Raw genomic sequence first — 17898 nt, forward strand, 5'->3', positions numbered from 1 at the left:
GTAGCGATTGGCAAAAGAGTGCGGTCGGGCTGCACCACCCGCCCCCCGCCGATCCTTGGTGGCGTCGCTGTTCCCTGCTTGTCGCTCGATGCACGTATCACGCACCACATCGACGACAAGTGAGAAAGGACAGCACGTGAGATCAGCCGTAACCACCACCACCCGCACGGCACTGCTCGCGGCGGCGCTCGTCGCCGCCACGCTGCCGGCCGTGGTGATCAGTCAATCGCCCGCCTCGGCCGCGGTTCAGGAGACCTACTACGTCGCCCCGGACGGTAACGACTCCAACGCCGGCACGCTGGCGTCTCCGTTCAAGACGGTGCAACGCGCACGGGACGCCGTTCGCACTGTGAACGCGAACATGACCGGCGACATCAACGTGTACCTGCGCGGCGGCAGATATCCCGTCACCAGCACCGTCGAGTTCGGCGCCAGCGACTCCGGCACCAACGGGTACCGGATCAGTTACGCCGCCTATCCCGGCGAGACCCCGGTCCTGGACGGTGGCGTCCAGGTGACCGGCTGGACCCAGCACAGCGGCAACATCTGGAAGGCGCCGCTGGACCGCTCCACCAAGCTGCGGGCGCTCTACGTCAACGACAAGCGGGCGTACATGGCGTCGAAGACGATCAGCTCGGGCGGGTGCTACGGCACCTACACCATCACGGCCGGCCAGGCCGCCTGGGCGTGGGAGTCGGGCTCGCAGTGCGACGGTGCCAAGTACAACCTGAACGACTTCCCGGCCATCGCCCGCAACCAGGACGACCTGGAGATCGAGACGGGAACGACCTGGACCACGGCCATCGTGGGAGTCCGCCAGGTGACCACGAGTTCCGACGGCGCGAACCGGGTGGCCCTGTTCCAGCAACCGGGCGCGGCCATCGCGCAGGGCGCGTTCAACGGCAACGCCCAGGTGGGTGGCAGCCACAAGGTCATGAACGCGTACGAGTTCCTGGACACGCCCGGTGAGTTCTACTTCGACAAGGGCGCCAAGACGGTCTACTACTACAAGGCCAGCGCCGAGAACATGTCGACCGCCGCGGTCTACGCGCCGAACAACGTCACCACCCTGCTGCGGGTCGCCGGCACCTCGACGAGCAGCCACGCGCGCAACATCACGTTCTCCGGCCTGACGGTGCAACACTCCGACTGGAACCTGTTCAACGTCGCCGGCTCGTCCTTCAAGCAGGCGCAGCAGGGCAACCTCGGCGCCCAGGTGTACGCCAAGGGCAACTTCCACGTCTACTACTACCGCAACGTGGACGTCACTCCCGGCATCGTCCAGGTGCAGAACGCCGACGGCATCCTCCTGCAACGCAACCGGATCCAACACACCGGCGCCGACGGCATCAGCATGGTCAACGACGTGCAGGGCACGCAGTTGATCGGGAACTACACCAACGACATCGCGGGGTCGGCCGTCAACGTCGGCCATCCCCAGCACGTCTACATCGGAGACGGCACGTCGACCAACCGGGAGAAGTACTCCCCGCAGGTCGAGGGGCTGCCGAAGAACATCGACATCAAGAACAACTACATCTACGACAGCGCCGTCCTGTTCAACGGGCACAGCCCCATCTCGGCGTACTTCGCCGACACCCTCACCATCTCGCGCAACCGGATCGAGAAGGCCCCCTGGTCGGGCATCACGATGGGCTGGGGCTGGTGGAACTTCGACGGGTCATCGGGCTCGATCGTGCCCAACCGGCCGACCACGACGGCGCGGAACAACACCATCAGCTACAACCACATCATCGACACGGTCCAGCGCCTCAGCGACACGGCGCCGATCTACACGCTGGGCAGCCAGCCCGGGACCACGATCACCAACAACTACCTCCAGGGCGTGCCCTCGGGCCACAAGTACGGACTGCACCCGGACGAGGGGTCGGCGTACATCACCTTCCGGGACAACGTTCTGAGTATCGACAAGAACGTCACCTGGATGATCAACTCGGACGACTTCGGGCGGAAGCACGATCTGTCCATCACGCAGATCTACGGCCCGATCAACAAGGTCTCGAACAAGAACCTGCCGAACAGCACGATCGGCGACATCATCGTGTCCTCCGACTACGTCTGGCCGGCGGCGGCGTACGGCATCGCGGCCAACTCCGGCCTGGAGGACGCCTACCGGGACATCATCCCGGCGAGCAGTTTCTCCGCACCGAACTATGTGCTGCCGGCCAGCACGTTCGTCACCAGTGCCACGGCGTCGATCCCGATCCGGAGCACCGGCGACGCCACCAAGTCGGTCTGGCTGGCTCCGTACGGCACGACCACCTTCACCGCCGGGCCGACGATGACCGGGGCTTCCGGCACCGCCACGTCCATCGCCGTGCCGACGAGTCAGGGCGAGTACCGGCTCTACGTCGTCGACGCACAGGGCAACCGGTCGGCCGAATCGACCTCGATCGTCCGGCAGCAGAGCGGCGGCGGCAGCCAGCAGGGCGGGCAGCTCGTGGGCGGCCAGTCCGGTCGCTGCGTCGAGGTCCCCAACTCCTCCACCACCAACGGCACCCAGGTGCAGCTGTGGGACTGCGGCGGGGGCACGAACCAGCGGTGGACCTCCACCGCCAGCAAGCAACTGATGGTGTACGGCAACAAGTGCCTGGACGCCTCCGGGGCCGGTACGGCCAACGGCACCCAGGTCATCATCTGGGACTGCCACGGCGGGCTCAACCAGCAGTGGAACGTCAACGCCAACGGCACCATCACGAACGGCCAGTCCGGGCTCTGCCTTGATGCCAACGGCGCCGCCAGCGCCAACGGCACGAAGATCATCCTCTGGTCGTGCAACGGTGGCCCGAACCAGCAGTGGAGCCTGCGGAGCTGACCGACCGACCACACCGGGGCCGGGCCGATGACGGCCCGGCCCCGGGCCGTCCGCGTCCCCGCCTCCTCGAGGCAGCATGTGCTACCGGACAACAAGTGGGTAATGGTGGGTGATGACGACAACCTGGAAGCCTTACGAGAAGCACGGCGGCCTGTCGGAGAAGGACAAGCGGGAGTTGCCGGAGAGCGTTTTCGCGTTCCCCGACAAGCGCAAGGAGCCGATGACCGACGCGAGCCACGTCCGTAATGCCATCGCCCGCTTCGACCAGGTGCAGGGCGTCACCGACAAGGAGCGCGACCTGGCGTTCCAGAACATCCTCGCCGCTGCGAAGCACTACGGCGTCGACGTCGCGGAGACGGACTGGCGCCAACTCGGCAAACTGCCGCACACGCCGAACCCCGCACATTGAGCGCGCCACGTCCGGCCCCGGGCGGGTCCGAGGGCCGGATTGAAGGCGTGTTAGCGTGCTCGTCGTTGTCAGCGAGCGCCGCTAGCTCAACTGGCAGAGCAGCGGACTCTTAATCCGCGGGTTCGGGGTTCGAGTCCCTGGCGGCGCACCAACAAACACTTCCTCGTACCCGACCGACAGGCTCTGGCGCGCGGAACCGACGCCTGACGGTCGCCCGAGGAACCCGACCATCCCCCGCGTGGCACTGGCCAGCTCATGCCGCTTGTTCACACGCTCAGTTCGAGTACCAGGGGACGGAGGCGCACCTGATGATGGTGTTCGCTGCCTTGACCGTGCTTCGCGGGATCTGGAACATCACTGGCCGAGTCATCGACCGCTTCGGCACCAGCGATTACCGCATTCGGTTGAGCGCTTCGGCCAATGATGCCGCGACGTCAGGCTGAGAGAAGTCCCAGACCGTCAGCAGCCCGTCCGAACTGGTGAGGGTGAGTCGTCCGTACAGCATGATCGGTAGTTGTCTATTGTTCTTGAAGCGGCGATCCGGACCGCCCGACTTGTTGGTGTACTGCCAGGTTGTCCCGACGCATTGAGCATCGGCCGGTGGAGCTTCCGACTCGATGAAGCGCTGTGGCTGCGCATGGGCATTTACTGCGGCATAGGGGAGGTCGGCGTACCGTCTGCCGTGGCGGACGATCAGCCGGTCCGGAAGAAAGTAGATAGAGTGTTCTTTACCGTGCAGGCTCGGGACGGCGATGTTCGTCACGAGCACGGGCGGGCCGGCCAAGTCCAGAGAACCCGTGCTACGGCGTATCAGCGCTCCGGCCCCGGCATTAACTTTCCGCTGGTACGGAGTACTCAGGGCGCCCTCGGCTTCGACATGCCAAACACGCTGGATGCGGCTCACAAAACCGTTGCTCGCGGCGAAGCGTTCGTACTTTACTGCGGGTGCGTCGTCAACCTGGTAGAAGACGACGACTGACCGGCGCGCGATATCTCGTTGCCTAAACCACCACACGGCGGGCAGGCCAGGCACGAGCAGTGCGAGGCCGTACGGCGCGGAGATCAACGCCAACATCGCGACGGCGGCGGCGATCCACGGCCACAGTAATCGCCGTTGGGCAGCAGTCTGGATCTGATTGATCAAATCGGCGGGATGTGCTGCGACTAGATGTTGCACCGGAGTACCAGACAACTCCTGCATAACAATTTCGTCAGTTTGAGCTACGGGTGGCCTCGACGGTTGTGGGCCAGGCGAGGTCGGGATAGGTGCCGGGCTGCCGAAGTAGGTCGTACCGAGACCTGCGACGCGGATGTAGTTGCCGCGAGGTCCGGTGCCGACCCGAAAGCCGGGGACGCCGGCGGAGACACCGACGCCCGATGGTGACAGGTTGAACCGAAACGGACCCGCCTTGAGAGTGGTCCGTAGGTAGAAGCCCATGAGTAACCTCGCGTCGTCACTGGAGTGTGGGCAACGCTATGTCGCTGCACGTGTCAGAATAATCGAACTATCGGACATTGCAGTGCGCCGAACGAGCGAACCCGTCGCTAGTCTCTCGCCTTCAAATGGCTCTTTGGAGTTTACGGGGGGTGACGTTGCCCATGATCGCGGCTCCTTGCTTGTGGCCGCCCGTGCTTTGACACTCAGGTCCTCATCGGTGGGCTGCGAGCCCTCCACGCGTCGGGCCGTCTCTAGCCACAGGCCCGCCTGAGACGGAAGAGTCGCCGACGCTCGTTCCTGTCGGTAACCGGACTGAAGTCCCCGGTCGGTTAATGGTGGCCGCCTGGATGGCTGGAACTGCCGATCCGAGTTGTCGATTTTGCCTTGAGGACTGCGGCGCTACCTTCGTCGGGCCGTGGTGAAGCCTTGGGGGTAATGATGGGATACCGCTTCAATGCACCACCGAACTGGCCGGCTCCACCTGTTGGATGGATCCCGCCATCGGGCTGGAAGCCGGATCCCGCGTGGGGTCCTCCTCCATCCGGGTGGCAATTATGGATCCCCGACTCGTCAGCTCCGGCTGCGGCAGCGCCTGTTGCGGTCGCTCGGCAGGTTGCTGCGGCCCCTGTCGTCGTCTCCCAGCAGCGCACCGAAACTCCCGAGATTCCCCTGTTCGGTGCCCGTGGCAAGGCACGCGAACTCGCTGCGGAGAATGAGCATCTTCGCCGCGAGTTGGACCAGGTAACGGTGGAGCTGACCGGTCTGCGGGCAGAGATGTCACGGCTTGGCGTGCTGTCTGCGATCGAGCTTGAGCAGCATCGGGCTCGACTTGGCCGCGAGGTCGCCGACCAGGCTGCGAAGGGTGAAGCACAAAAGGCCGAACTCGATCGGCACTTGGGTGGTCTCCGGCAGCAGATCGTGGTCACCGAGGAGACTGCGCTACTCCAGGAGGCAGGTGTTTATCAGTACCGGCACCCCCTGTCGGACGCGGTCGCCTACCAGAGCCAGCTAAGCCGCCTTCAGGAGCGGATCAAGGCGATGACCAGGAAGGACGGGGGCGCGGTCAAGGCCGCCACCGGGTGGACGGTCAACGGCTCGGCTGCCGAGGGCCGGGCTATGATTCGGGATTTCTCCAAGCTCATGCTTCGCGCCTACAACGCCGAGGCGGACAACCTGGTACGGGGGTTGAAGCCGTACAAGCTCGCCTCGGCCGTCGAGCGGCTGGGGAAGGTGGCTGCGACCATCGCCAAGCTCGGCAAGACGATGGACATTCGTATCGCCGAGGGGTACCACCGGCTGCGGGTGGAGGAGCTTGAACTCACCGCCGACTACCAGGAGAAACTGGCTGAGGAGAAGGAGAGAGAACGCGAGGAGAAGGCTCGGCTCCGGGAAGAGCGACGTGCTCAGCAGGAGATCGAGCGCGAACGCGCTCGGCTGGACAAGGAACGCCAGCACTACGCCAATGCCATGACGGTCCTTCAGGCCAAGGGTGATATCGATGGGGCAGCCCAGATGCAGGATCGGTTGAGCCAGATTGACACTGCGCTCCAGGATGTCGACCGGCGGGCCGCCAACGTCAGGGCTGGCTACGTGTATGTGATCTCCAATCTCGGTGCGTTCGGCGAGAAGATGGTCAAGGTCGGCATGACCCGTCGCTTGGATCCGCTGGACCGGGTGCGCGAACTCAGTGACGCCTCGGTGCCCTTCAACTTTGACGTCCACGCCCTGTTCTTCTCCGAGGACGCTGTCGGCATCGAGGCGCAGATGCACGCTCGTTTGGCCGACCGACGTGTCAACCTGGTCAACCACCGCCGCGAGTTTTTCTACGCCACTCCCGAAGAGGCCAAGGAGCACCTGCTGAAGTTGGCTGGCAGCCTACTTCAGTACGAGGAGACCCCCGAGGCACTGGAATACCGGCAGAGCCTCACCCATGCGCAGAAGCAACCAGCCGCAGCCACTTGACAGGCCAAGTTCTTGGATGGCGGGTGCCACCAAGCTAGCGGGGGTCCAACGGATCACTGTGCACACGCGCTGTGCAACCGTTATGAGTATCCGTCGCCGATGGGCCAGCCCGCTCTAGCCATGATCAAGCCGAATTGCCGAGATGAGGTGAACAGGTCGTTGGGTGGACTGTTCGCCTTCCGGTCAGGTGGTCCACGACAAGACCAGAGCGAACTCGCCGACCACACCGTCACGCAGGTGTACCGCCTCGACAGGGGTTTGGTGGCCGAGATGGGGATCCGGGAGTGACATGACGTGCTTCTCTGCCGCCGCTGGCTACGACCTCACCGTCCGCGGCGATTGAAGCCGAGGAGGCATCGTGGTCGCTGAACCCACCGGCAGCCCGGCCACGATCCTCGTCTGCATCCGGGGCAATTCCGGCTCGGGGAAGAGCAGCATCGCCCGGGAGCTTCGACGCCGGCACGGTCGGGGCTGCGCCCTGGTGGAGCAGGACTACCTGCGCCGTATCGTGCTGCGCGAGCGGGACACACCCGGCCGTGCGGCACCCGCGCTGATCGGGCAGACCGTTCGGTTCGCACTGGACCACGGCTACCACGTGGTGATGGAGGGCATCATGCACGCCAGCCGCTATCGGAGCATGCTGACCGCACTGCGGGACGGCCACCGCGGCCGGTCACTGTTCTGCTACCTCGACGTGTCCCTGGCCGAGACGCTGCGCCGACATCTCACCCGTCCGCAGGTCAGTGAGTTCACCGCCGAGCACATGAGCGGCTGGTACGCCGCCCACGACGTCCTGGGCTGGCCCGACGAACTCGTCCTCCCCGAGACCACAGGGCTGGACGAGGCCGTCGAGGTCATCGCGGCTGCTGCCGGACTGCCCCAGACCGGGCGCGACGACGACCTGCTGCCGAACGTCGCGTACCCGTAGGGCACCCGACGGTCGCGGCCACGGGGACGAATAGAACTGCAACTATCGACGTCAATGGATTGATTTAATATAGACGGGCAGTAATATATGTGCGGGTTCGGTCCGTCCCGGGCTGATCGGCGGCAGGAGTTTCTGATGGGTGTGCAACGACGGCGCAAGCCACGTCCGGCCACGGCGATCGGTGTGGTCGGTTCTCTCGTGGCGGGGCTGCTGACCACCCAGGCCGTCGCCGGCCCGGCGGCGGCCGCCGCCGGGCTCGCCCTGACCGTGGACGTGTCCGCCGCCCGCCACAAGATCAGCCCCGACATCTACGGTATGAACGGCGGCGACCCCGCGCTCGTCGCCGAACTCGGCACCCCGGTGGCGCGCTGGGGCGGTAACGCGAGCAGCCGCTACAACTTCAAGAACCACACCTACAACACCGGCAGCGACTGGTACTTCGAGAACATCGTGGCCGGGCCCGACAACACGGTCGAGGCGTTCGTCCAGCGAAACCGGGACCACGGGACCAGGCAGGTGGTCACCGTGCCGTTGATCGGATGGGTGGCGAAGGACTCGCCCTCGTCACACCCGTTCGCCTGCGGCTTCCCGGCCACCCGCTTCCCCGAGCAGGACTCGTTCGACCAGTGGGACCCCAATTGTGGCAACGGCCGGCACGCCGACGCGAACCTGACCGGGGCGGTCCCCACGGACACCTCGATCCCGGCCGACGCGTCGTTCGCCGGCGAGATGGTGTCCCATCTGGTGACCCAGTTCGGCCCGGCGTCACGTGGCGGCGTACCGATCTACGAACTCGACAACGAGCCGGTGCTGTGGAACTCCACCCACCGCGACGTGCATCCCGACCCGGTGAGCTACGACGAACTGGGCGGCAAGGGCACGGCGACCGCCGCGGCCATCAAGGCCGCCGACCCGCGCGCGGCGGTGCTCGGCCCGTCCGGTTGGGGCTACTGCGAATGGGTGGCGTCCGGCGTGGACGGATGCGCGCCGGGTGCCGACGCGGCGGCGCACGGCGGGCTCAACCTGTCCCAGTGGTATCTGAAGAACATGAAGGACTTCAGCGACGCCCACGGCGGGAAGCGATTCCTCGACTACTTCGATCAGCACTACTACCCGCAGATCAGTGGCGGCAAGGACGCGGAAGCCAACGCGCTGCGGCTGCGGTCCACCCGGTCGCTGTGGGATCCGACGTACGTCGACGAGTCGTGGATCGGCCCCGGCGGGGTGAACGCTCCGCCGTTGCAGTTCATCCGCCAGATGAAGGCATGGGTCGCGCAGTACTACCCCGGCACCAAGGTCGCCATCACCGAATACAACTGGGGCGCCCTGGACGACATCAACGGCGCGCTCGCGCAGGCCGACGTCCTCGGCATCTTCGGGCGCGAGGGTCTGGACCTGGCCACCATCTGGGGCGAACCGAAGCCGACCGACCCCGGCGCGTACGCGTTCCGGATGTACCGGAACTACGACGGAGCCGGGAGCAGGTTCGGCGACGTGAGCGTGTCGGCGGTCAGCGGCGACCAGGGGCAGCTCTCGGTCTACGCCGCGCAACGCTCGTCCGACAAGGCACTCACCGTCATGGTGGTCAACAAGACGGGCGGCGATCTGACCTCACGGTTGGCGCTCTCCGGATTCCAGGGCGGGGACAGGGCGCAGCGGTTCACCTACGGCCCGGCCGATCTCACCTCGATCGTCCGCGGTGAGGATCTCCGGGTGGCCCGGGGCGGCGTCAGCGCGACGTACCCGGCGAACTCCGTGACGCTGCTCGTCCTGCCGCAGCGCCGACACTGAGCGCCTACTCAGGCTTTGGCGAACCTCGTGGTGAGCCGCTCGGTCGGGTTGACCGTGTACTTCAGGTGGTAGCCGGCGGCGATCACCATCGCCTCGGCGACCTTCGCCGCGTGCTCGTGGCCCTTGACGGCGGCGTTGGCGGCCAGGTCGACCGGTTGCCCGGTGGCGAGGCTGCCGGCAAGGGCGACCAGCCGCTGGTCGTCGTCGGAGAGTTGCTCGACCGCCGGTAGCGCGAGCAGCGCCGGCCAGTCGCGGATGACCGCCACCTGGATGTCGTGACCGTCGTCGTACTCGGGGATCTGTACGACCTCGACCAGTTCGGCGAAGCCTGGTTGCTCCGGCAGCTTGGTGAAGGTCAGCAGGTGTACGGCGGCCTTCTTGGTGTCCGGGCGGTCGATCCAGGCGCCGGCGCGGATCAGCGTACGCAGAGCGTCGGGGCTGAACTCGGAGGTGGACATGCCAGTGGGCCTCCTTCGCCGAGGGGGAATCCTCGCTGTCGAGTACAGCAGACGTCGACAACCGCCTCAGGCTGGCCTGGAAGACGCGAGAATGTCGAGGTAGTGCGGGTTGGTCATGACCCCCAGCACGTTGCCGAATGGGTCCACCACCGCCGCGGTGACGAAGCCCGCGTCCCCGTGGGGCGTGATCGGCTGGTATTCGGTGGCACCCATCGCGAGGAGCCGTTGCACGGTGGCGTCGAGGTCGTCGACGTGCCAGTGCATCACAGCGCCACCGGGCCCGGCCGTCGCGTCGGGCGGGGCGTACCTGCGGTCGATGATGCCCAGCTCCGCCTGGTAGTCGCCGAGGCGGAACTCGGTGTAGGCCGGACGCCCGTCGGGGCCGGGCCGCGAGAAGTACGCCTCCTGGCCCAGGAACCGGGCGTACCAGTCGGTGGCCGCCGCCACGTCGTCGGCCCAGATGTTCAGGGTGGCGAATCCGCGCAGGCTCACCTGGTGTCCTCTCGTCGATGTCGTCCGGTGGTCACGCTATCGGCGGGCACCGACAGCTTCGTCCCGACACGGAGGCGGCCAGCCGTGTAGCGCGCGGTATCCCGGGTAGTCGCCGCCGTCAGCCCGACGAGCGGCGGGAGCCAACGTGGAGACGACGTACCCGGGGGTGGAGGAGCACGGCCTGATCGGTGACCTGCAGACCGCCGCGCTGATCAGCAAGGACGGCACGATCGACTGGTTCTGCGCGCCGCGCTTCGACTCGCCGAGCGTCTTCGCCGCCCTGCTGGACCGTCGAAAAGGTGGCCACTTCCAGCTCTCACCCGACGGCATCGAGTATTCGAGCAAACAGCTCTACCTACCCGGCACGCCGATCCTGATCACCCGTTTCCACAGCGCCGACGGGGTGGGGGAGCTGTTGGACTTCATGCCCGTCACGGGCGAGCAGGCCACCGACCGGCACCGGTTGATCCGGCTGATCCGGATGGTCCGGGGACACATGCCGTTCCGCTTCGACTGCCGGCCGCGGTTCAACTACGGGCGGGATCCGTACGAACTGGAGGTGTACCCGGAGGGCGACGTCTTCCGCAGCTCGACCCTCAGCCTCACCCTGGCCCCCTTCTCGGACGCGGATCGGCTCGTCGACAAGCGGACGATCCAGCGCGACACCGAGGGCGTCTGCTTTCGCAACGAGCTGCACGTCGGCGACATCGGCGGAGTCGTCCTGGAGACGGCCTGCCCCCACCCACCCCGGGCCCTCAGCACGCAGGAGGCGTGCGAACTGCTGGCCGAGACACGGGACCACTGGCGTCGGTGGGTGGGCCGTTCCTCCTACACCGGCCGCTGGCGGGAGATGGTCGACAGGTCGGCGATGACGCTCAAGCTCATGACGTACGCCCCGACGGGCGCCGTGGTCGCCGCCCCGACGGCGGGGTTGCCGGAGCAGATCGGTGGACCACGGAACTGGGACTACCGCTACACCTGGATCCGTGATGCCTCGTTCTCGGTCCACGCGCTGCTCAGCGTCGGTTTCACCGAGGAGGCCCAGAAGTATCTGACCTGGCTCGAAGCGCGCATCCGGGACGCCCGCGACGGCAACGTGCCTCTGCAGATCATGTACCGCATCGACGGCTCGCCGGACCTCCCCGAGGAGGTGCTGGGCCACCTGGAGGGATACCGCGGCTCGGCGCCGGTGCGGATCGGCAACGGCGCGGCGGGCCAGGTGCAACTGGACATCTACGGCGAGGCGCTCAACTCGCTGCATCTCGCCGACCAGAGCGGGTTGATGACGTCGTACGACGGGTGGCGCAAGACGGCCGGCCTGATGGACTGGCTCTGCGACCACTGGGACCAGCCCGAGGACGGCATCTGGGAGACCCGCTCCGGGCGGCAGGACTTCACCTACGGGCGGATGATGTGCTGGCTCGCGTTCGACCGCGCGATCCGCATCGCGCACGCACGTGGGCGTCCCGCGAGCATCACCCGCTGGGCGGACGAACGCAACGCCGTCTACGAGCAGGTCATCGCTCGGGGATTCCATCCGGAACGACAGGCCTTCGTGCAGCACTACCGCACCGACATCACCGACGCCTCGCTGCTCGCGATGCCCGGGGTGGGCTTCATCGCGCCGAACGATCCGATGTGGCTGTCGACGTTGCGGGCGATAGACAACGAGCTGGTCTCGGACAGCCTCGTCTACCGCTACGACCCGAACGCCTCGCCCGACGGGCTCGCCGGCTCCGAGGGCACCTTCAGCATGTGCACCTTCTGGTACGTCCAGGCCCTCGCCCAGTCCGGCCGGCTCGACGACGCCCAGCTGACGTTCGAGAAGATGCTGACGTACAGCACGCCGCTGGGGCTCTACTCGGAGGAGATCGCGCCCACCGGTGAGCAGATCGGTAACTTCCCGCAGGCGTTCAGCCACCTCTCGCTGATCAGCACGGCCCACCACCTCAACGCCCTCCTCGACGGAAAGGGGTGACCGCGGGCGTACCCGTCAGAAGAGGGTCAGTGGTTCGACCGGTATCGGTTCGGGAAGTGCGTCGAGGCCGGGCACGCGGGCGCGTACCTCGTCGTGAAAGCGGCGGGCGAGCCGCGGCGCGTCGGCGTTGTCCGGCGTGTGGACGAACATGGTGGGGGAGCGACCCTCGCGCAGCCAGTCGGCGGTGACCTCGACCCAGCGCTGCCACCCCTGGACCGTCCGGGCGTTGTCGTCGCGGCCCAGGTAACGGACGATCGGGCGGTCGGTCAGCGCGACCGACCGCAGCGGCACCCGTGGCTTCTTGGTCCAGGCGTCGCGTTCCGCGTCGCTGGTCGGCGGACTGGTGAAGAACGCGGTGGTGTCGAAGGGGATCCATTCGGCCGAGGCCGCGGTGAGGGTCGCCTCGAGCAGCCGGATCGCGTGCGGGTCGGTGAAGAACGCGGGATGGCGGACCTCCACGGCGTACCGGTGGGAGCGCGGGAGTTGGCCGAGGAACCGATCGAGGGCGGGCACGTCGGCGGGCGAGAACGACCCCGGCAGCTGGATCCAGAGAGCGTGGGCGCGTGGGCCGAGGGGCTCGATCGCGTCCAGGAAGGCGCGCAGCGGGTCGCCGACATCGGTGAGCCGGCGTTCGTGCGTGACGACCTTGGGAATTTTGAGGACGAACCGAAAGCTGGGATCGGTCTGCGCCGCCCAGGACGCGACGGTGTCCCGGGCCGGCGTCGCATAGAACGTCGTGTTGCCCTCGACGGCGTCGCACCAGCTCGCGTAGTGCCGCAGGCGCTCCGCTGGCGGCAGCAGGCGACCGGGCCACGACCGGTGGGTCCACATCGCGCATCCCACGTGCAGCCGCATGACCGCCCCTCCTCTGGTGAAGCCGCGCCCACCGTATACGCGCCCCGTGGCAGCTCGGGACAGCCGTCTGTGCGGCGGCCGACCGCCGCCCCGCAGGGCTCGTCGTCGTTCACATTCGTCGTCAACTCAGGGTTGACGGGGAGGGGGCGTCAACCTATGGTTGACGCATGACCGAGCCTTTCCAGATGAACAACCACGTCAAGCTCGACGACCTGATCCAGGCGATCAAGAAGGCGCACACCGACGCGCTCGACCAGCTCACCGACGCGGTGATCGCCGCCGATCACCTCGGTGAGGTCGCCGACCACCTGATCGGGCACTTCGTCGATCAGGCCCGGCGCTCAGGCGCCTCCTGGACCGACATCGGCCGCAGCATGGGGGTCAGCAAGCAGGCCGCGCAGAAGCGCTTCGTCGCGAAGGGCTCCACCGAGGCGGCGGCGCTCGACCCCAACGCCGGCTTCGCCCGGTTCACCCCCCGGGCCCGCAACGTGGTGGTGGCCTCGCAGGAGGAGGCCCGTGCCAGCGGTAACGCCGAGATCGGCCCCGAGCACCTGGTGCTGGGCCTGCTGGCCGAGCCGGAGGGTCTTGCCGCCAGGGTGATGGCTGGTCGGGGCGCCACCCCCGAGGCGGTGCGGGAGGCGGTCGGTGCCGTCCTCTCACCGCGGGCGGAGCAGGTTCCGGAACTCATCCCGTACGACGCGCGCGGCAAGAAGGCGTTGGAGCTGACCTTCCGGGAGGCGCTGCGCCTCGGGCACAACTACATCGGCACCGAGCACATCCTGCTCGCCCTGCTGGAGCAGGAGGACGGCGCCGGCGTGCTCACCAACCTCGGCCTGGACAAGGCGGCGGTCGAGGCCGACCTGTCCGCCGCCCTCGCCGCCGCCGTCGGTAAGAAGTGAGAACCCGGGGTCAGGACGCCTCGGGGAAGCCGTAACGCAGGGCGTGCTCCGGATCGGTCGGGTCGATCTGGCGTACGCCCGCGTCGGCGAGTCGCTTGTTGACCTCGTCGAGCTGCTCGCGGACCAGTCGGGCCTCCTCCTCGGTGACCCGGCCCCGGTGCGGCCTGCCGGCGTGCTCCAGCGTGCCGTAGTCGATCTTCTCGACGCTCTTGCGGGCCTTGGGCGGGCGGACCCGCTCGGCCGTCTTCAGCAACTGCGCCATCGGGACGTCGGTGGCCATCGCGTCGAACTCGCTGGCGGTGAGGACCACCCGTCGAGGCTCGCCGCCGCCGTGCCGGTCGTGGATCTCCACCACCGCCACGTCCAGCGCGGCGTCGTCGATGCTCTCCACCTCGCCCGGGGTGGCGTCGAGCTGCACGGGCCCGGCGACCAGGTCCGGGTGCTCCAGGACGACGACACGAACCACCTCGTCGTCCTGCTGCAGAACGGTGCCGGTGAAGTCGGAGACCTGGATCGTCTTCTTGCCCATGCGCGGAGCTTCTCCTGTCGTAGGCCGGGGTGCCGGACCTGGAAGAAATTACCCGACAGGTGTGCGAATACCGCCGCTGGTCCTCCTGCGGTGTGTCGTCCCCGACCACCGGCAGAGGCCGCCTTCGGCGCTGTCCGGGCCTGGCCGGCGCCTCAGCGGGTGTTGAGGCCGTGCCGGCTGGAGCTGCCGGCCGGCAGCTTGTTCAGTTTCGCCCAGGACAGGGCGCCCGTCGTGCGGGTCACCCGGTAGCGCGGTTGGGCCGGACGGGCTCCGGCGGCCTCCGCTGCTTGCCAGAGTCGCGTGGGGTCCTGGTGGAAGCGGTCGTTCGGCTGAATCGGCATGACCATACCGTCCCAAAGAAAGGTGTCCATGTATGGAAATACCTATGACGGTCGATCTCGCTACCCGGTTCCCGCATCTCGGGCAGCACGGCGCCCGGCGCATTCGTGACCCCGGGCGATCCGGCCCCGACGGGAAGGCCCGCCCGGTCGGGCCGCTGCGCGTACGGTGATCCACGACGTGTCCGGCGACGGGAGGTACGCATGCTCAACCGGCTGCTGCAGCTGCACCTGGCCTCCTGGCTCGGCCAGTGGCCGGCCGGCCCGGGGCTGCACGTGGTCGCCTCGCATCGCCGGCTCCAGCCGGCCTGGGACGGCCGGCTGCGTCCGGCCCTCGCCGTCGACACCGGTCGGAGCGCGGTGCTCTCCGTCGCGCCGGACCGGGTGGCGGCGATCCGGGCGTTGGTCAAGCGCGCTCCGGAGCGCATGCTCGCGGCGCTGCCGGAGGCCGTCGGACTGCCCACCTTCTGTGTGCACGACGGCCCGTTCCGCTGGAGTCTGGCTCCCGCGCCACTGCCCGACGTGGGGGAGTGGACCGAGTCGACCGCCCCTGGCCTGCCGGCCTGGCTGCGGCTGTTCGACCGGCCGGTGCTCGTGGTCCGCGACGTGGACGGCACCTACCTCGCCGGAGCCGGGATAAAACGCCACGACGCGTACGGGCACGAACTGGCCATCGGCACCGCGCCAGCCGCTCGGGGTCGGGGCCTCGCGCGTCGCCTGGTGGCGCAGGCGGCACGGCGGGTCCTAGACGAGGGCGCGGTGCCGACGTACCTGCACGAGAAGGACAACCACGCCTCGGCCCGGGTCGCGGAGGCGGCGGGCTTCCCGGACCGGGGCTGGCGGGCGTACGGGGTCTATCCGCGGTGAGACGGGGCAGCCGTCGGGCGCCGGTCTCAGTGCGCGGACCGTGGATCCCGGGCCGGATCCACGGTCCGCAACCTGCCCCCAGGCCCCGGTTCTCGGGCGGTCGGCCGCGTCGCTGACGGGTCGATCCGATGTCGATCACGCTACGTATCGAATCTGCCCGGTGCAAGGTGCGAGCTGTTGGGTCGGAGTGTCGAATAGCGGACTTGACCTGCGGCGGAGCCGGGTTGCGGGTGTGAACCGGTCAGTGACGCAGCGTGCGGATGAGGTCGAGTACCTGTCGGGTCACCGGGCGGAGCACCCGCAGCCGCGACAACGCGACCAGCCGGTCGATCAGCGGCACCACGCCGTCGATCAACTGCCGGGTCTTGACCTGACCGGGTGACCGGTCGTGCACCCAGTAGAGGACGACGCCCATGTACGCCAGCCAGAGCAGCTCGGGCAGCTGCGGGCGCAACTCCGCGTCGACCTTGGCGGTCGAGCCGGTCAGCACCTCGGCGAACAGGTCGATCGCCGCCTGCCGGGGGCCGGACGACTCGGCGGAGAAGGGACTGAGCGGAGAGGTCGGCTCGGCCGCGGTCTTGAAGAAGGTCGCCGCGAACGCGTGTGACGGGGTCAGCACGTCGATCCCGGCATGCAGCACCCCGGCCAGCCGATCGGCGAACGCCTCCTTCCGGTCGAGCACCGGTTGGGCCTTCGCCCGGTGCTCGACCTGGGACTGGGCGTAGAACTCCTGGATCAGGTGGTCCTTCGAGCCGAAGTAGTAGTAGGCGTTGCCCACCGCGACGCCGGCTTCCTGCGCGATCGCCCGCATCGTGGTCTGGGCGTAGCCGCGCTCGCGGAACAGTCGCATCGCGGTGTCCCGGATCAGCTGCCGGGTCTGCTCGCCCCGGGCGGTCGCAGGTTCACCCGCAGTGGTCGTCGGCGCAGGTTGCTCGGTCATCGGGGTCACGGTATCCCGCCGGTTCGTCCATCGGCTCGGCCCACGGATCGCGAACCCGCTCCCGGATCGCGGAGGCGGTCGCCACCACCTGCCGGGCCAGCGGCAGCAGATGCGGCCGGGACAGCCGCTCGGCCGCCGACCGGTGGTCGGCCAACGCCCAGAGGCAGGCGAACCAGGCGCCGTCGCCCGCGTACACCTCGCCGGTGTCGGCCACGACGGTCAGGTCACGCAGCGTCGCGTCGTGGTCCAGGCCGGGGAAGCGCCGCCGGGCCTCGGTCGAGCCGGCCGGCACGAACTCCAGGGGTACGAGCTGGGCGCGGGACGCGAGCCACCGGCGGGCGGCCCGGCAGAGCGGGCAGTTCGCGTCGAACAGGACGGTGAACCCCCGGACCCCACCGCCGGAGAACGCGGTGGGATCCGGAGGCCCGGCGGGCCCGCCGACCGGTGCGGCGGTCATCGGGTCACGGGGTTGGTTCCCGGCCCGTCGGCGCCGGGCTGTGCCGCGCGGGGCTGTGCGGTGCCCGGCTGTGGTCCCACCGGCTGTGGTCCCACCGGCTGGGGTCCGGTCGGGTAGGGCCCGACCGGCTGCGCTCCGACCGGATAGGGCGCGGTCGGGTGTGCGCCGTGCGGTGCGGGCGGCATGGGGAGCCGGCCGATCGGTGCGATGGGCGGGTGCGTGGCGAGCTGGCGGAGTCGGTTGCGGCGGTAGCGGCCCAGCGCGAAGACGTTGAAGAAGTGCAGCGCGCCGAGCACCAGCAGCACCAGGCCGATCTTGAGGGACAGCTCCTCCATGGCCTCACTTGTGGTGAGCACCGGGTCGGGGTGCTTCATGGCCACCGTGACGTAGCCGAGGTTGAGCAGATAGAAGCCGACCACCAGGAGGCTGTTGACCGCTCGGGCGAGTCGTTCGTCGGCGAACGCCTCCTCCAGGAAGACCTGCCCGTTGCGGGACAGCGCCCGCGCCACCCAGATGGTCAGGCCGACGCTGACCGCGAGGTAGATCACGTACATCCAGACCTTGATGTCCATGTGGACGCCTTCCTTGAACGTGTTCAACTACCGACGACGTCAGCCTAGAGCGGGTATTGAACATGTTCAAGAAGTGGCGATCAGTGACTGTGGACACTGTGGCGCGGCGCTGAGCGCGCCGTCCGGTCGAGCCCTGGAGCCCGACCGGA

At 68.0% G+C, this 17898-nt stretch carries 17 protein-coding genes and 1 tRNA gene; 9 read left to right on the plus strand and 9 right to left on the minus strand.

Annotated features, from left to right (window positions below):
• Positions 1-136: 136 nt before the first annotated feature.
• The 3 genes from ABZU53_RS19685 (at position 137) to ABZU53_RS19695 (ending at position 3396) form a co-directional block, all read left to right on the plus strand.
• Positions 137-2836 carry an RICIN domain-containing protein gene (locus tag ABZU53_RS19685; RefSeq protein WP_355066948.1) on the plus strand — a complete coding sequence of 900 codons (2700 nt, stop codon included), beginning with the start codon at positions 137-139 and terminating at the stop codon, positions 2834-2836.
• 112 nt (positions 2837-2948) lie between these two features.
• Complete coding sequence (locus tag ABZU53_RS19690; protein WP_354855180.1) at positions 2949-3245, plus strand: DUF6582 domain-containing protein; 297 nt, start codon at positions 2949-2951, stop codon at positions 3243-3245.
• 75 nt (positions 3246-3320) lie between these two features.
• Positions 3321-3396 (plus strand) — tRNA-Lys (locus tag ABZU53_RS19695).
• A gap of 240 nt (positions 3397-3636) precedes the next feature.
• Here ABZU53_RS19695 and ABZU53_RS19700 read toward each other — a convergent pair.
• Positions 3637-4683, minus strand: coding sequence for a DUF4236 domain-containing protein (locus ABZU53_RS19700; protein ID WP_355066949.1), 1047 nt, complete (start codon positions 4681-4683; stop codon positions 3637-3639).
• Between the two features lie 747 nt (positions 4684-5430).
• Here ABZU53_RS19700 and ABZU53_RS19705 point away from each other — a divergent pair.
• From ABZU53_RS19705 to ABZU53_RS19715, 3 genes are all read left to right on the plus strand, one after another.
• The gene (locus tag ABZU53_RS19705) at positions 5431-6645 is read left to right on the plus strand and encodes a DUF4041 domain-containing protein (RefSeq protein ID WP_355066950.1); all 1215 of its coding nucleotides are present in this window, start codon (positions 5431-5433) and stop codon (positions 6643-6645) included.
• A 358-nt stretch (positions 6646-7003) separates the two neighbouring features.
• The gene (locus tag ABZU53_RS19710; protein ID WP_354855183.1) at positions 7004-7573 is read left to right on the plus strand and encodes a kinase; all 570 of its coding nucleotides are present in this window, start codon (positions 7004-7006) and stop codon (positions 7571-7573) included.
• Between the two features lie 135 nt (positions 7574-7708).
• A complete protein-coding gene (locus tag ABZU53_RS19715) occupies positions 7709-9364 on the plus strand; it encodes a glycoside hydrolase family 44 protein (protein ID WP_355066951.1) in 1656 nt (551 codons plus the stop codon).
• An 8-nt stretch (positions 9365-9372) separates the two neighbouring features.
• Here the strand turns inward: ABZU53_RS19715 and ABZU53_RS19720 are convergent, their stop codons facing one another.
• Positions 9373-9822, minus strand: a complete 450-nt coding sequence (locus ABZU53_RS19720; RefSeq protein WP_355066952.1) for a hypothetical protein — start codon at positions 9820-9822, stop codon at positions 9373-9375.
• A 66-nt stretch (positions 9823-9888) separates the two neighbouring features.
• Entirely contained in the window at positions 9889-10314 is a 426-nt protein-coding gene (locus tag ABZU53_RS19725) for a VOC family protein (RefSeq protein ID WP_355066953.1), read from the minus strand.
• A 145-nt stretch (positions 10315-10459) separates the two neighbouring features.
• Between ABZU53_RS19725 and ABZU53_RS19730 the strand changes: the two genes are divergently transcribed.
• Positions 10460-12292, plus strand: a complete 1833-nt coding sequence (locus ABZU53_RS19730; protein ID WP_354855187.1) for a glycoside hydrolase family 15 protein — start codon at positions 10460-10462, stop codon at positions 12290-12292.
• A gap of 15 nt (positions 12293-12307) precedes the next feature.
• Here ABZU53_RS19730 and ABZU53_RS19735 read toward each other — a convergent pair whose 3' ends face one another.
• Entirely contained in the window at positions 12308-13123 is an 816-nt protein-coding gene (locus ABZU53_RS19735) for a DUF72 domain-containing protein (protein WP_355066977.1), read from the minus strand.
• A 191-nt stretch (positions 13124-13314) separates the two neighbouring features.
• On the opposite strand from ABZU53_RS19735, the gene ABZU53_RS19740 reads away from it, so the two are divergent.
• A complete protein-coding gene (locus tag ABZU53_RS19740) occupies positions 13315-14046 on the plus strand; it encodes a Clp protease N-terminal domain-containing protein (protein WP_355066954.1) in 732 nt (243 codons plus the stop codon).
• 10 nt (positions 14047-14056) lie between these two features.
• Here the strand turns inward: ABZU53_RS19740 and ABZU53_RS19745 are convergent, their stop codons facing one another.
• Positions 14057-14575, minus strand: coding sequence for a hypothetical protein (locus ABZU53_RS19745; RefSeq protein ID WP_354855189.1), 519 nt, complete (start codon positions 14573-14575; stop codon positions 14057-14059).
• Between the two features lie 152 nt (positions 14576-14727).
• Positions 14728-14916 (minus strand): DNA repair protein, encoded by a 189-nt coding sequence (locus ABZU53_RS19750; RefSeq protein WP_355066955.1) that lies wholly within the window; start codon positions 14914-14916, stop codon positions 14728-14730.
• 201 nt (positions 14917-15117) lie between these two features.
• Between ABZU53_RS19750 and ABZU53_RS19755 the strand changes: the two genes are divergently transcribed.
• Positions 15118-15780 carry a GNAT family N-acetyltransferase gene (locus ABZU53_RS19755; RefSeq protein WP_354855191.1) on the plus strand — a complete coding sequence of 221 codons (663 nt, stop codon included), beginning with the start codon at positions 15118-15120 and terminating at the stop codon, positions 15778-15780.
• Between the two features lie 241 nt (positions 15781-16021).
• Here the strand turns inward: ABZU53_RS19755 and ABZU53_RS19760 are convergent, their stop codons facing one another.
• From ABZU53_RS19760 to ABZU53_RS19770, 3 genes are read right to left on the minus strand one after another with little or no spacing between them, the layout of a single operon-like run.
• Complete coding sequence (locus ABZU53_RS19760; RefSeq protein ID WP_354855192.1) at positions 16022-16720, minus strand: TetR family transcriptional regulator; 699 nt, start codon at positions 16718-16720, stop codon at positions 16022-16024.
• On the minus strand, positions 16683-17177 hold the full coding sequence (locus tag ABZU53_RS19765) for a DCC1-like thiol-disulfide oxidoreductase family protein (protein WP_355066956.1): 495 nt from the start codon (positions 17175-17177) through the stop codon (positions 16683-16685). The genes ABZU53_RS19760 and ABZU53_RS19765 overlap by 38 nt, the downstream gene beginning before the upstream one ends.
• Entirely contained in the window at positions 17174-17776 is a 603-nt protein-coding gene (locus ABZU53_RS19770) for a hypothetical protein (RefSeq protein WP_355066957.1), read from the minus strand. Before ABZU53_RS19770 ends, ABZU53_RS19765 begins: the two co-directional genes overlap by 4 nt.
• Between the last annotated feature and the right edge of the window lie 122 nt (positions 17777-17898).

The organism is Micromonospora sp. NPDC005194, assembly GCF_040608335.1.
Classification (GTDB): Bacteria; Actinomycetota; Actinomycetes; order Mycobacteriales; family Micromonosporaceae; genus Micromonospora.